Here is a 13775-nt window from a genome sequence, read left to right as displayed (position 1 = left end):
TTTAATTTTTCACAAACATGAGAAAAAAATTCTTCATCTACGGATTCCTGTTACTACTAATTGTCGTTACAATTTATTTTTATACAAAGCGTGGTTTTTTACTCGTTATTATTATTCCAATATTATTAGTTGTTGGATTCTATAACATTCTTCAAAAAAAGCATGCCATTTTAAGAAACTTTCCTGTTTTAGGTTATTTCAGATATTTATTTGAAATGATTGCGCCTGAAATCCAACAATATTTTATCGAAAGATCTACAGACGGAAGGCCTTTTTCAAGAAATCAGCGTTCTTTGGTTTATCAAAGGGCAAAAAACATTGATTCAAGTACCCCTTTTGGAACACAGCAAAATCTAAATCATGATAGTTACGAAGGAATAAAACATTCTATTTTTCCGGCAAAAGTCAACGAAGAGTTACCACGTGTATTAGTGGGAGGAAAAGATTGTAAACAGCCTTACTTAGCTTCTTTATTTAATGTTTCGGCAATGAGTTTTGGTTCGTTAAGCGAAAATGCGGTGCGTGCGATAAATATAGGGGCAAAAAAAGGAAACTTTTACCAAAATACCGGAGAAGGCGGATTAACCGAATTTCATCTTGCCGGCGGTGGTGACATTACCTGGCAAATTGGTACAGGATATTTTGGATGTCGTGATGCTGACGGAAATTTCAACCCTGAAAAATTCTCAGAAAAAGCGAATCTTCCAAACGTTAAAATGATCGAAATTAAACTTTCACAAGGTGCAAAACCTGGTCACGGAGGTGTATTACCGGCTGCAAAAAATACGGAGCAAATTGCAAAAATAAGAGGAGTTGAACCACACACAATGATTCTTTCTCCACCGGGACATCATGCTTTTTCAGACAGTAAAGGGCTTATCCATTTTATTGCGCAACTGCGTCAATTATCAAACGGAAAACCTATTGGATTTAAATTATGTATTGGAAATACCGCTGAATTTGAAGCCATTTGTCACGAGATGATTGCTGAAGATATATTTCCTGATTTTATAACTATCGATGGTGCCGAAGGCGGAACCGGAGCTGCACCTCTGGAATTTGCTGATGGTGTTGGAATGCCTTTCGAACCTGCTTTGATTTTTGTAAACAAAACGTTGATAGGCCTGAACATTCGTGATAAAATACGCATTATTGGTAGCGGAAAAATTATATCCGGTTATTCGATTTTACATGCAATTGCATTGGGTGCAGATATGTGCAACAGCGCTCGTGGTTTTATGTTTTCATTAGGTTGTATACAGGCCTTACGTTGTCATAATAATGAATGCCCAACCGGAGTTGCCACTCAAAATAAAATGCTTATGAAAGGGTTGGTTGTTACGGATAAATCAGATCGTGTTTATCATTTTCATAAAAACACTTTACACTCTGCAAATGAACTTTTAGCAGCGGCTGGCAAGAAAAGCTTTGCTGATGTAGATAGTAATATCTTTATGCGCGGAGATGAATTTGGTAACTTATCAGATTCCTATTTTCCGGATATCTTAACAAATGTTACTAAACGATAAAAAAAAAGCCTCTTTGAAATTACACAAAGAGGCTTTTTTTATTTTTCAAAATTAGAGTTTTGCTGTTACCTTATCTTTAGCGTCGCCTGCATTTTCTATAACAGCCAATTCTTCTTTATCTACTATTTGTTGTGCGAGAATAGCGTTATTATAAGCCAGGAAGTACACATCAAACTTTACTCCTTCTTCAATTAATTCTTTTGAAATTTGATCGTTCTTAATCATTTCTTTCAGCAAATCCGGAAATGACTCTTTGTAGGTTAGTTTATTTGCATCATTCTCTTCTAAATTAGTTTCGATCCTGATTTCAATTTTATTATCGTTTAAAAATGCCTTAGCCGTAGTTCCGGTAATTCCGGTACCTTTAATGGAAGATGAATTATTATAAGAACTTACATGTTCCTGAATTTTTTGCTTGGTATTTTTACAGCTTACCAATAGCAGCATAACAACGACAGTAAATGCGATTTGGGTAATTTTTCTCATAAAATTTTAGGTTTTAGGTTATTTTTTAACTCAAACATAATGAACTTTTTAAAGAAAAACAACTTCAAGCCATAAAAATAAAAAACTGTAATTATTTGGTTACAAATTGATTATCAGTAATTACCGGATAAAACACATTCAAAACAAAAGACAGCGATTAGCTAATTACAACATAAAAAAAGCCACTTTAAAAAGGATTAAAGCAGCTTATAGCAAAGATTAAATTTTAGATATTACTTTAATATTTCAGCAATAGATTCCTTGTTTATTATTTCTTTTACAAAAACAGTATTGTCATCCGCTAAGAAATAAGCATCAAACTGAACACCTTCTTCAACAAGTTCCTTAGGAATTTGATTTTTAGCGATCATGTCTTTCAATAGCACCCGAAATGATGAATTTGCTTTTGTTTTATTAGATTCATTTTGTTCTAAATTGGTTTCGAACCGCAATTCTATTTTGTCATCATTTATATAACCTCTTGCAGTAGTCAACGTAACATCATTGGCTTTAAAACTCGCAGCAGTACTATTATAAGACGTTACATATTCCTGAAGTTTCTGTTTAGTGTTTTTACAGCTTGCCATAAAAACCAATAAAACTATGGCAAAAGAGATTTGGATAATTTTCCTGATCATAACTTTAAATTTAAATCATTATTATTTTAATTTTTGAAATCTTAAAAGCGCTTCAAGATAATAATAATCAGCGTAATTTATAGAACAATCTATTTCGCTTCCTGCGGGTTTATGACCTGTAGAATGAAGTAAAAAAGCCGAGTTTACATCCTGACTTTGATAATGGTCTGAAAGTGAAACAAGCATTTTTTTTGATTTTGTCAAATATTCCTTTTTTAATGCCGCCTCTTTTGTAAATGAGCTTAACTCCATAAGTGCAGATGATACAATCGCTGCAGCAGAAGCATCTCTGGGTTCGTTTGGTATTCCGGGAGCATTAAAATCCCAATACGGTATTAGATCTTCAGTTGTTAATCTGTCCAGATAAACACGTGCTAATTTATGAGCAAAATCTAAAAATTTAGGATCTTTTGTTTCCCTGTAAACCATTGTAAATCCGTAAATAGCCCACGCCTGACCTCTTGCCCACATACTTTCGTCGCTATAACCTTGCGCCGTTCTTCCTTTTATTTTTTTACCAGTTTCATAATCATAAATAATAACATGATAGGAACTATAATCTGGTCTGAAATGATTGTTCATCGTAGTTTCGGCATGTTTTACAGCAATGTCATACAACTTTTTATTTCCTCCATTTTTAGAAGCCCAAAAAAGCAGTTCTAAATTCATCATATTATCAATAATCGTATTATGACCACCGTATTTATTATGTGGCCAAGATTGAATAGTTCCAACTTTTGGATTAAAAAGCGTCGCCAAAGTATCTGCCGATTTTAAAATAATGTCTTTATAAGCTTGATTCTTAGTCAAACGATATCCGTTTCCAAAACTATTAAAGATCTGAAAACCCAAATCATGATCATTTGCTTTGCTTACTGATAAAGGAGTTAAAAACCTACTGAATTTATCGGCTTCTTTTTGCCATTTTTTATCGCCTGTCGCTTCATATAAATACCATAATTCTCCTGGCCAGAAACCGCTTGTCCAATCTTTATAGTTCACAAATTTCCAGTCTTTGCTTCCGTTAGGAACCGTTCGAGGTGAAGTTCCGTCATCCGGAATTACAGTTAAAGTTTTCGAAGCTTGCGAAGCACAATATTCCAGTTGCTTTTTAACATTGAAGGAGTTGTTTTTTTGGGCATAACTTTGATTTGCTAAAAGAAATGCTACGGCAATCAGGGTAAAAAAATTTGCATTCATGTGGTTATTTTTAGTCGATAGTTTGTTTAACCCATAAATTTATAAAATAAAGTAAACTTATTTCGATGTTTGTATTTTTCGTTCCCTAAAAATGTACTATTGGCGTCTTTTTTTCCAATCTTTGTCGAACTTCTCGTGAAGATTTCTCCTTCGTCGAAATGACAAAAATGCGCAGAACACTTCGAAATTAATCTTTTATCAAAACTTATTACTCTCTTTTAGCTTAGAGCTTTAAAAAAGAAAACTTCAATATCTACATATAAATGATTTAATCTAAATTTGCTCCTAAATATACTAAGCTTGAAAAAATCCAGAATCTATTATTTCTTCCTTTTTCTATTCATTGTTTTTCTGGGAATCTTTTCGAGAAAATTTGACACGATACCATTGTGCACCGGAGATTTTCTTTACGCTGTAATGATGTATGTACTGATTAGAATAATATTGATAGATAAAAAAGCATTTCAAATAATAATTACTTCTTTACTGATTTGCTACACAATTGAATTTTCTCAAATCTATCAGGCAAATTGGATAAACGAACTTAGAAACACGCTTTTAGGAAGATATACTTTGGGACAAGGTTTTTTATGGGCAGATATTCTTGCCTATACTTTTGGTATTGCTATTGCTTTTAGTATTGAAAAAGCTGTTTTGAAAAACAAATCTTTATAGAATATTAGCTTTTATATGAGTTATTTACGTTCTCATAAACCCGACAGGTTTTAAAAACCTGTCGGGTTTCTTATCGCTATAACATCTTGAAAGCAGTTAATCAAGTGTCTGAGTAATTTTATCAATATTTAAACTATTCGCCATTGCGGTAAATATTTCATAGTAAGCAGAACGGTTATCATACAAATCATCATGTGTTCCTTTCTCAACACATTTTCCCTGCTCTAAAACTATAATATTAGCGGCATCAATAATTTGAGAAATACTGTGCGAAATAATAATTACGGTTCTGTCTTTTTTTATAGCATCGAGTGATTTTTTTATTTGCTCTGTCGCTATTGCATCCAAACTTGCTGTTGGTTCATCCAGAAAAATAATTGGTGGATTTTTTAAAAATAACCTTGCAATTGCAATTCGCTGTTGTTGTCCGCCTGAAAGCAAATGCGCATCAGAATCATATCCTTTAGGCAATTGCATCACTTGTTCATGAATATACGCTTTCTTGGCAGCTTCTATAATTTCAGATTGCGAAGCTTCCGGTTTTCCATATAAAATGTTTTCGGCGATTGTTCCTTTAAAAATGTGGTTTTTCTGTAGCACCAAACCAATATTCTTGCGTAGAAAATCAGTATTATAGTCATTTAAATCTACTCCGTCCAGATAAATTTTTCCTGATGTCGGTAAATAAAACTTATCCAGTAAATTAATAATGGTACTTTTTCCTGCTCCGCTTAAACCAACAAGCGCAGTTGTTTCGTTTGGTTTAATAATGAAATTAATGTCAAAAAGCGCTTTTGTTCCGTTTGGATAAACAAAATCAACATTTTTAACTTCGATCAGTCCACTAATTTTTTCAGGAATATAATCCCCACTAATTTCTTTTTCGTTATCCGATTCTAAAATATCGAAGAATCCTTCAGAATAAATCAAGGCATCGTTTACTTCATCATAAATGCGGTGCAATTGCCTGATTGGTGCTGAAACGTTATTAAATAACATAATATGAAACATGATTGCACCAATTGTCATCGTATTATTTAAAACGAAATAAGCCGTAAGAATAATTATAATTACAACTCCTATTTGTTCTACAAAACCTTTCACACTTTCAAAAATAAAACTGGTTTTTCTAGTTTCCAGCTGATTTTCTGTCATCTCAAACTGAATATCTTTATGACGATCCGCTTCCATAGGTTCCCGAACGAAAGACTTAATTACAGTAATGGATTCTATTAAACTAATGATTCCGTTATTCTTGGTTTCGCGGTAATTACGCATTCTTCTTCTAAAACCACTCAGTTTTGTAGCTTGCAACTGACTTATATAAAAGTAGATCGGAATAATACATAAACTTACAAAACCCACATAAACATTTGCATAAAACATAATTGCAAGAGCTACAAAAGCATTCGCAAATAGTGGTAAAATATCAATAAAGAAATTCTGGACCAATCGTGTTAAACTGCTAATTCCTAAATCGATTCTGGTTTGCAGTTTTCCGCTTTCATTTTCGTTAGAAGTGTAAAACTCCATTCGATAACTCAGAATTTTTTCGACAATCGCCTGAGATATATCGCGGGTAATAAAAATACGCAGCTTTTCGCCATAAAACTTCTGACCAAACTGCACCACGGAATATATCAGTTCTTTAGAAAGTAAAACAATACTAATAATCCCTAATAAATGAAACCCTTTTGACAAAGGTTCATGCGCAACCATTAAATCACTAATAGAATCTACCGTATATTTTAAAATCAGAGCATTAACCTGTGCAGCAAAAGAACCCAAAAAAGTGAGTAATAAAGTAGCAATAACCATTTTTTTGTATGGCTTAACAAAGGGTGTTATTTTTTTATATAATACTGATATCTGCATTTATTTTGATTTGATGTCGCATATCAAATATAAGAATTCTAAATTTGTGTTTTAGACTTACATCCAATAATAACTTCAAAACACAAGTATCATGCAATTGGTTTTCGCTTCAAACAACCTTAATAAAATCAAAGAAATTCAGAGTATCCTAAAAGGATCGATTCAATTATTAAGCTTAGAGGAAATTGGCTGTCATGAAGAAATTCCTGAAACTGCTGATACTATTGAAGGAAACGCTATTTTGAAAGCAAATTATGTAACTCAAAAATACGGTTATGATTGTTTTGCCGATGATACCGGTTTAGAAGTTACAGCTTTAAACGGAGAACCAGGCGTTTATTCAGCACGATATGCCGGAGAACAGCGCAATGCAGATGATAATATGAACAAACTTCTCGAAGCATTATCAGATAAAGAAGATCGAAGTGCACAGTTTAAGACCGTTATCGCATTAAATATAAAAGGAGAACAACATTTATTTACCGGAATTGCAAAAGGAAGCATTATTGCTGAGAAAATTGGAAATCATGGTTTTGGCTACGACCCCATTTTTCAGCCTGAAAATTATACGGAGACTTTTGCCCAACTGGCCTCAGATATCAAAAACAAAATAAGTCATCGTGCAAAAGCAACCCACCAACTAATTGATTTTCTGAATGCAGCAAAATAATTGTTTAGAATACAACATTTTAGATCTATAAATTTAAATTTTACGACGTGTTTTTGCCTAATTTTCCTGATGTACAGATAAAAATCGTGCTACTCTAAACATAACTTTTTGATAATCAAATCATAACAAATACATAATTCTTAAAATAGCATTAGTTTATCTGAATAATTAACAGTAATTTTGCACCCTATTTTAAAAATACATATGAATAAATTTGAACAATTAGGATTGAATGAATCGTTACTGAAGGCGATTTTAGATCTAGGATTTGAGAATCCGTCAGAAGTACAGGAGAAAGCGATTCCCCTATTATTGGAAAAAGACACAGATATGGTTGCGTTGGCTCAGACAGGGACAGGGAAAACGGCAGCTTTTGGTTTTCCGCTAATTCAAAAAATTGATGCTGACAACAAGAATACACAAGCATTAGTTTTATCGCCAACACGAGAACTTTGTTTACAGATTACCAACGAACTTAAAAACTACTCAAAATACGAGAAAGGTATTAATGTGGTAGCAGTTTACGGCGGGGCTAGTATTACAGAGCAAGCTAGAGACATTAAAAGAGGAGCACAAATTATTGTGGCTACTCCGGGGAGAATGCAAGACATGATCAACAGAGGTTTAGTAAACATTAAAAATATAGATTACTGTATTCTTGATGAAGCTGATGAGATGTTGAACATGGGATTCTATGAAGACATCGTATCTATTTTATCAGATACTCCAGATCAAAAAAGTACATGGTTGTTCTCTGCAACTATGCCACAAGAGGTTGCGAGAATTGCAAAACAATTCATGAGCGAACCGGTTGAAATTACTGTTGGAGCTAAGAACTCAGGTTCTGCAACAGTTTCTCACGAATTTTACTTAGTAAATGCACGTGATCGTTACGAAGCTTTAAAACGTTTAGCCGATGCAAATCCAGATATCTTTTCTGTGGTTTTCTGTCGTACTAAAAGAGATACACAAGCTGTAGCTGAAAAATTAATTGAAGATGGATACAGCGCTGCTGCATTGCACGGAGATTTATCTCAGGCGCAACGTGATGGTGTAATGAAATCTTTCCGTGGAAGACAAATTCAGATGCTTGTTGCTACTGACGTTGCTGCACGTGGTATTGACGTTGATAATATTACTCACGTAGTAAATTACCAACTTCCTGACGAAATTGAAACTTACAATCACCGTTCAGGACGTACTGGTAGAGCTGGAAAATTAGGAACTTCTATTGTAATTGTTACAAAAAGTGAGTTGCGTAAAATTTCTTCTATCGAAAGAATCATCAAACAAAAATTCGAAGAGAAATCTATTCCTTCAGGAATCGAAATCTGCGAAATTCAATTGTTGCACTTAGCAAACAAAATTAAAGATACTGAAGTTGATCACGAAATTGACAACTACTTACCAGCAATCAACAATGTTCTTGAAGGTTTATCTAAAGAAGAATTGATTAAGAAAATGGTTTCAGTAGAATTTAACCGTTTTATTGCTTACTACAAAAAGAACAGAGACATTTCATCTCAAGCAGGTGAAAGACGCGAAAGAAGTGATTCTGAGCCAAGAGAATTCAATAATAACGGAGCAGTTCGTTACTTTGTAAACATCGGTTCAAGAGACAACTTCGATTGGATGACTCTTAAAGATTATTTGAAAGAAACATTAGACTTAGGTCGTGATGACGTTTTCAAAGTAGATGTAAAAGAAGGTTTCTCTTTCTTTAACACTGATCCTGAGCATACTGAAAAAGTAATGGAAGTATTAAACAACGTACAATTAGAAGGACGTCGTATTAATGTTGAAATTTCTAAAAATGATGGTGGCGGAAGACGTGACCATAACGGTCGTAGTGGCGGAGGACGTAGTTCTGCTCCAAGACGCGAAGGTTCTGGTGGTGGAAGTTTCGGTCCAAGACGTGAAGGTTCTGGCGGTGGTGGTTTTAGAAGCGACAGAAGCTCTGCTCCTAGAGAAGGTGGTTTCAGAAGCGACAGAAACTCATCTGCTCCAAAAAGAGAAGGTGGTTTTAGAAGTTCAGCTCCAAGAAGTGAAGGTAGTTCAGACAGAGCTCCAAGACGTTCTGAAAGCTTTGGTGATTCACCAAGACCAAGAAGACCAAGAAGAGATTAATACTTTAATATCTTAAAATACAAAATCCCAGATTCCATACACAATTGGAATTTGGGATTTTTTTTTACCTCAAAGAATCTTACTCTCTATAAATGAGTTTTGTATTTTAATCTTCCTTATCCCTTTTTATTTAAATACTAAAAGCAACGCTGCTACCTTTGTTAATTTTCTGATAATTATATTCGAAGACTGCGAAATATTTAATCCCTATTTAGTACTTTTAGTGCTTTAAATCAGGATATGAAATATTTCGCAGTTTTCTTTTTTACACTACTATCAGCCATTGGTTTTGCACAAGACGTTGAGTCTACTGCACCACAAAGAGTTTCAGGTTACGTCATTAATGACAATACCAAACAACCTTTGCCAAACGTAAATATCATTAACACAAACAAGGTACGTGGTGCCAAGTCTGATGCTAAAGGATATTTTGAGATAGATGTACAAGTTAATGATACGATCCACTTTTCGATTTTAGGATTTCAATCTTTAAGAATCAGGGTAACGAATGACTGGATAAAAAATAAAGTTACCAGAATTCAGCTTACTGAAAAAGCAATTGCTCTTGAAGAAGTTATTATCGCACCATTTAACCTAACGGGATATCTGGAAGTCGATTCTAAATTAATCCCAACAAAAGAAAACTATCGCTACAGCATTTCCGGACTTACTCAAGGTTACGAAGCTGGTGAATATTCTCCAAATGCATTTGGAAAAGTATTAGGATCGATTTTTAATCCTGCAGATGTTCTGTATGGTTTCTTTGGGAAAAATGCAAAAGAACTCAAGAAGCTAAAAGAAATGAGAAAGGATGATACCGTTCGAAATCTTCTTGAATCTAAATACGATCGTGAAACTGTTGCTGTACTTTTAGGTATTAGCAAAGACGAAATTCCTGAAATTTTGCAGCGTTGCAACTATTCTGACTCCTTTATACAATCAGCAAATGATTTGCAGATTATGGATGCTATTAATGGTTGTTACGAACAATATAAAGTATTGAAACGAAATTAATTTTAATTAAATAAAATTTAAAATCCTCATTTACAAATAGTAATTGAGGATTTTTTTTACTTTATAACTTATATTTGATTACTAACAAAAACAAAAGATCCATGACCGAAATACCTTTTCAGACAATTGACTGGAATCAAATTGCAAAAACCGAACATTCAGGAGAAACCGGAACGGCTTATTGGCAAACCCTGCAATTAGGTAGTTTACGAATTCGAAAAGTTACTTATTCTAATAATTATGTTGCAGATCATTGGTGCCAAAAAGGTCATATTGTTCATTGCCTTGAAGGAGATTTTATAAGTGAATTAGAAAACGGACAAAAATTCGAACTTTCAAAAGGAATGACATATGTCGTTACTGATGATATTAGTTCGCATAGATCATTAACCACCAATGGTGTTGAGTTACTAATAATCGACGGCGATTTTTTAAAGTAATATTCAAAGCAATTTCAAATATTATATCTATATTTACTTACATCCAAATAAAAAATTAATTAAATCAACATATCATGGCAAAGAGTCAAGACGCTAAAAAAACGGCAAAAAAAGAACCGTTAAAAACGGCTAAAGAGAAAAAAGAAGAGAAGAGAGAAAAGAAAAATTCTCCTAAAAGAGATTAATTTTTTAGTTTTCAGTCACAGTCGCAGTTATCAGTCTCAAAGAAAACTGAAAACTGCGACTGAATACTGAATTTTACTATTTAACCGGAATATTCGAAAGGATTTCTAACACAAATTTCCAATATTTCTGTGCTGACGAAATGCTTGCTCTTTCATCCGGAGAATGTGCTCCATGTATTGTTGGTCCAAAAGAAATCATATCCATATCAGGATAATTTGTTCCTAAGATTCCACATTCTAAACCGGCGTGACACGCTACTACCTTAGGTTTTTCATTATTTTGTTTTTCGTATATTCCAACTAACGTATCTAATATTTCAGAATTTACGTTTGGAGTCCATCCAGGATAAGAACCTGAAAGTTCTACTTCGCAACCTACTAATTCAAAAGCAGAACGTAATGCATTTGCCAAATCAAATTTTGAAGTTTCAACAGATGAACGCGTTAAACATCCAATAGATATTTCACCATCTTTTACAATAACACGGGCAATATTATTTGAAGTTTCAACTAAATCTTCCATATCAGCACTCATTCTGTAAACTCCATTATGAGCAGCATAAATAGCTCTGATAATCCCTTCCTGAACACCTAGATCCATTACTTTTTCAGGAGTATCGCATTTTACGATTTCAATAGACAAGTTAGGTTCAGTCGTTTTATATTCTGTTTTAATATCGTTGATGATTTCCTGCATATCGAAAATATAGGCTTCATCAAACATTTCAGAAATAATTACTTTCGCAACGCTTTCTCTTGGAATTGCATTTCGCAAACTTCCACCATTAATTTCTGCTACTTGCAAACCAAAGTTTTCAAAAGCATCAAATAACAAACGGTTCATGATTTTGTTTGCATTTCCTAAACCTTTGTTAATATCCATTCCTGAATGACCTCCATTTAGCCCTTTTACAGTAATAATATGCCCAACAGAACCTTCAGGAACTTCTTCTTCATTATAGCTTCTTGTAGCAGTTACATCAATTCCACCAGCACAACCTATATCAATTTCATCATCTTCTTCTGTATCTAAATTCAAAAGAATCTGTCCCTGAAGAATTCCTCCTTTTAAATTTAAAGCTCCTGTCATTCCCGTTTCTTCATCAATAGTAAACAAAGCTTCGATTGCAGGATGCGGAATGTCTTTGCTTTCTAAAATAGCCATAATTGTAGCTACTCCTAACCCATTATCAGCACCTAGGGTTGTACCACGCGCGCGAACCCAGTCACCATCTACATACATGTCGATTCCCTGGGTATCAAAATCAAAAACAGTATCTGCATTTTTTTGATGCACCATATCAAGGTGTCCCTGCATTACAATTGCTTTACGATTTTCCATTCCCGGAGTTGCCGGTTTTCTGATAATTACATTTCTGATTTCGTCTTCAAAAGTTTCTAAACCTAAGCTATTTCCAAAGTTTTTCATAAACTCGATTACGCGTTCTTCTTTCTTTGACGGACGCGGAACTGCATTTAAATCTGCGAATTTATTCCACAGTGCTTTAGGTTCCAGATTTCTTATTTCCTGACTCATTTATTTTTTTGTTTGAAGTTTAACAATTAAGAGCTTCAAAGTTACAAAGTTTAAACGCTATTCGAAGGTAAAAGCATTAATTTTTTCTGCATTCCAGATTGTTATCGGGATTCGCCAATCATAACAAATTATAATATCAGTAAAACCAAATTACCCGAATAATTACCATTTTACATTTCTAAAAAAAATATCTAGTTGCGAAAATTCGTAAAATTCATGGCTAACTTTTTTTAATTGTATTTATATTTACGTATCCAAAATAAAAATTGTGAAATCAAAATACATCTTACCTTTATTACTTCTTTTACAAATTATCTTTTTAAAGATTCTACGTTTCTTTCCGGAATTTACAGAACGTTTTTATAGTAATGGATTGTATTTAAAAATCTCTCACTTTTCGAGAATCGTTTTGGGTAAAATTCCATTTTCGATTGGAGACTGTATTTATTCCGTTTTGATTTTGCTTTTAATTCGATCGATTTGGAAAACCAGAAAAAGCTGGAAACTTCAATGGAAAGACAATCTCTTAAGAGCCTTAAGTTATTTATCTGTATTCTATTTTTTCTTTCATCTGCTTTGGGCGTTTAATTATTACAGGGAACCACTTTTCGAAAAAATGAAAATTGAAAAAGAATATTCGGATGCCGAATTATTAATTTTTACAAAAAAACTAATTATAAAAACAAACGAAATTCAGTTTGAGATTACTAAAAAAGACAGTTCAAAAATAGTTTTCCCTTATTCTCAAAAACAGGCTTTCCTGATGAATTTAAGTGGTTATGAAAATCTCGCAAAAGAATATCCCTATTTTAAATACGAGTTTTTAAGTGTTAAAAAATCGCTTTTTAGCTTACCTCTCACCTACATGGGTTTTGGCGGATATTTGAATCCGTTTACGAATGAAGCTCAGGTAAACGAGTTATTGCCTATGTATAATTTTCCGGTTACGACTTGTCACGAAATGGCACATCAAATGGGTTATGCAAGCGAAAGCGAATGCAATTTTATAGGTGTTTTGGCATCTGTAAAAAACAAAAATCTCTATTATCAATATTCCGGTTATAGCTTTATCTTGAGATATTGCCTGGGAATTTGGAAAGCTAAAGACGAAAAGATATTTCAACAATTAAAGAATTCAGTACATGTTGGAATTTTAAAAAACTATCAGGAAAGTCAGGATTTCTGGAAACAATATGAAACACCAATCGAAACTGGATTTGAGATATTTTATGATAATTTCTTAAAAACAAATAATCAAAAAGACGGAATGGAAGGTTATAGTAAATTTGTAGATTTAATGGTGAATTATTACAAAACCAGACCACTATAAAGTTGCTGACAGATTTTGGTATATTCACAGATTGCGCTGAGATTTTTCGCCACAGATTAATGAGATTAA

At 33.4% G+C, this 13775-nt stretch carries 12 protein-coding genes; 7 read left to right on the top strand and 5 right to left on the bottom strand.

Annotated elements, in window-relative coordinates; translation table 11 throughout:
- Window positions 1-17 precede the first annotated feature (17 nt).
- Window positions 18-1529, top strand: a complete 1512-nt coding sequence (locus tag ASF10_RS14805; RefSeq protein ID WP_056250540.1) for an FMN-binding glutamate synthase family protein — start codon at window positions 18-20, stop codon at window positions 1527-1529.
- A 51-nt stretch (window positions 1530-1580) separates the two neighbouring features.
- On the opposite strand, the gene ASF10_RS14800 is transcribed toward ASF10_RS14805, so the two are convergent.
- The 3 genes from ASF10_RS14800 to ASF10_RS14790 form a co-directional block, all read right to left on the bottom strand.
- Entirely contained in the window at window positions 1581-2015 is a 435-nt protein-coding gene (locus ASF10_RS14800) for a hypothetical protein (RefSeq protein WP_056250538.1), read from the bottom strand.
- Window positions 2016-2248: 233 nt separating this feature from the next.
- Window positions 2249-2653, bottom strand: a complete 405-nt coding sequence (locus tag ASF10_RS14795; protein ID WP_056250536.1) for a hypothetical protein — start codon at window positions 2651-2653, stop codon at window positions 2249-2251.
- Window positions 2654-2674: 21 nt separating this feature from the next.
- A complete protein-coding gene (locus tag ASF10_RS14790) occupies window positions 2675-3853 on the bottom strand; it encodes a glycoside hydrolase family 88 protein (RefSeq protein ID WP_056250534.1) in 1179 nt (392 codons plus the stop codon).
- 300 nt (window positions 3854-4153) lie between these two features.
- Here ASF10_RS14790 and ASF10_RS14785 point away from each other — a divergent pair, with 300 nt between their 5' ends.
- On the top strand, window positions 4154-4528 hold the full coding sequence (locus tag ASF10_RS14785) for a DUF2809 domain-containing protein (RefSeq protein ID WP_082472447.1): 375 nt from the start codon (window positions 4154-4156) through the stop codon (window positions 4526-4528).
- Window positions 4529-4624: 96 nt separating this feature from the next.
- On the opposite strand, the gene ASF10_RS14780 is transcribed toward ASF10_RS14785, so the two are convergent.
- Window positions 4625-6403 (bottom strand): ABC transporter ATP-binding protein, encoded by a 1779-nt coding sequence (locus tag ASF10_RS14780; RefSeq protein ID WP_056250533.1) that lies wholly within the window; start codon window positions 6401-6403, stop codon window positions 4625-4627.
- 91 nt (window positions 6404-6494) lie between these two features.
- On the opposite strand from ASF10_RS14780, the gene ASF10_RS14775 reads away from it, so the two are divergent.
- The 4 genes from ASF10_RS14775 (at window position 6495) to ASF10_RS14760 (ending at window position 10654) form a co-directional block, all read left to right on the top strand.
- The gene (locus ASF10_RS14775) at window positions 6495-7073 is read left to right on the top strand and encodes a non-canonical purine NTP diphosphatase (RefSeq protein ID WP_056250532.1); all 579 of its coding nucleotides are present in this window, start codon (window positions 6495-6497) and stop codon (window positions 7071-7073) included.
- Between the two features lie 204 nt (window positions 7074-7277).
- The gene (locus ASF10_RS14770) at window positions 7278-9200 is read left to right on the top strand and encodes a DEAD/DEAH box helicase (protein WP_056250531.1); all 1923 of its coding nucleotides are present in this window, start codon (window positions 7278-7280) and stop codon (window positions 9198-9200) included.
- 240 nt (window positions 9201-9440) lie between these two features.
- Entirely contained in the window at window positions 9441-10214 is a 774-nt protein-coding gene (locus ASF10_RS14765; protein ID WP_056250530.1) for a carboxypeptidase-like regulatory domain-containing protein, read from the top strand.
- 101 nt (window positions 10215-10315) lie between these two features.
- Window positions 10316-10654 carry a DHCW motif cupin fold protein gene (locus tag ASF10_RS14760; RefSeq protein WP_056250528.1) on the top strand — a complete coding sequence of 113 codons (339 nt, stop codon included), beginning with the start codon at window positions 10316-10318 and terminating at the stop codon, window positions 10652-10654.
- A gap of 261 nt (window positions 10655-10915) precedes the next feature.
- Here the strand turns inward: ASF10_RS14760 and ASF10_RS14755 are convergent, their stop codons facing one another.
- Window positions 10916-12376 (bottom strand): aminoacyl-histidine dipeptidase, encoded by a 1461-nt coding sequence (locus ASF10_RS14755; RefSeq protein WP_056250526.1) that lies wholly within the window; start codon window positions 12374-12376, stop codon window positions 10916-10918.
- A gap of 268 nt (window positions 12377-12644) precedes the next feature.
- Between ASF10_RS14755 and ASF10_RS14750 the strand changes: the two genes are divergently transcribed.
- Window positions 12645-13706 carry a DUF3810 domain-containing protein gene (locus tag ASF10_RS14750; RefSeq protein WP_056250524.1) on the top strand — a complete coding sequence of 354 codons (1062 nt, stop codon included), beginning with the start codon at window positions 12645-12647 and terminating at the stop codon, window positions 13704-13706.
- The last annotated feature ends 69 nt before the right edge of the window (window positions 13707-13775 follow it).

It is taken from the genome of Flavobacterium sp. Leaf82 (genome assembly GCF_001422725.1).
In the GTDB taxonomy this organism is placed as follows: domain Bacteria; phylum Bacteroidota; class Bacteroidia; order Flavobacteriales; family Flavobacteriaceae; genus Flavobacterium.
Note: the sequence above shows the minus strand (reverse complement) of the source record. Positions and strands in the feature narration are given on the sequence as shown.

What these genes read in the sequence shown, in the direction of transcription:
- ASF10_RS14805 (WP_056250540.1), top strand. Translation starts at nt 18, where the DNA reads ATGAGAAAAAAATTCTTCATCTACGGATTCCTGTTACTACTAATTGTC.
- ASF10_RS14800 (WP_056250538.1), bottom strand. Translation starts at nt 2,015, where the DNA reads ATGAGAAAAATTACCCAAATCGCATTTACTGTCGTTGTTATGCTGCTA.
- ASF10_RS14795 (WP_056250536.1), bottom strand. Translation starts at nt 2,653, where the DNA reads ATGATCAGGAAAATTATCCAAATCTCTTTTGCCATAGTTTTATTGGTT.
- ASF10_RS14790 (WP_056250534.1), bottom strand. Translation starts at nt 3,853, where the DNA reads ATGAATGCAAATTTTTTTACCCTGATTGCCGTAGCATTTCTTTTAGCA.
- ASF10_RS14780 (WP_056250533.1), bottom strand. Translation starts at nt 6,403, where the DNA reads ATGCAGATATCAGTATTATATAAAAAAATAACACCCTTTGTTAAGCCA.
- ASF10_RS14775 (WP_056250532.1), top strand. Translation starts at nt 6,495, where the DNA reads ATGCAATTGGTTTTCGCTTCAAACAACCTTAATAAAATCAAAGAAATT.
- ASF10_RS14770 (WP_056250531.1), top strand. Translation starts at nt 7,278, where the DNA reads ATGAATAAATTTGAACAATTAGGATTGAATGAATCGTTACTGAAGGCG.
- ASF10_RS14765 (WP_056250530.1), top strand. Translation starts at nt 9,441, where the DNA reads ATGAAATATTTCGCAGTTTTCTTTTTTACACTACTATCAGCCATTGGT.
- ASF10_RS14760 (WP_056250528.1), top strand. Translation starts at nt 10,316, where the DNA reads ATGACCGAAATACCTTTTCAGACAATTGACTGGAATCAAATTGCAAAA.
- ASF10_RS14755 (WP_056250526.1), bottom strand. Translation starts at nt 12,376, where the DNA reads ATGAGTCAGGAAATAAGAAATCTGGAACCTAAAGCACTGTGGAATAAA.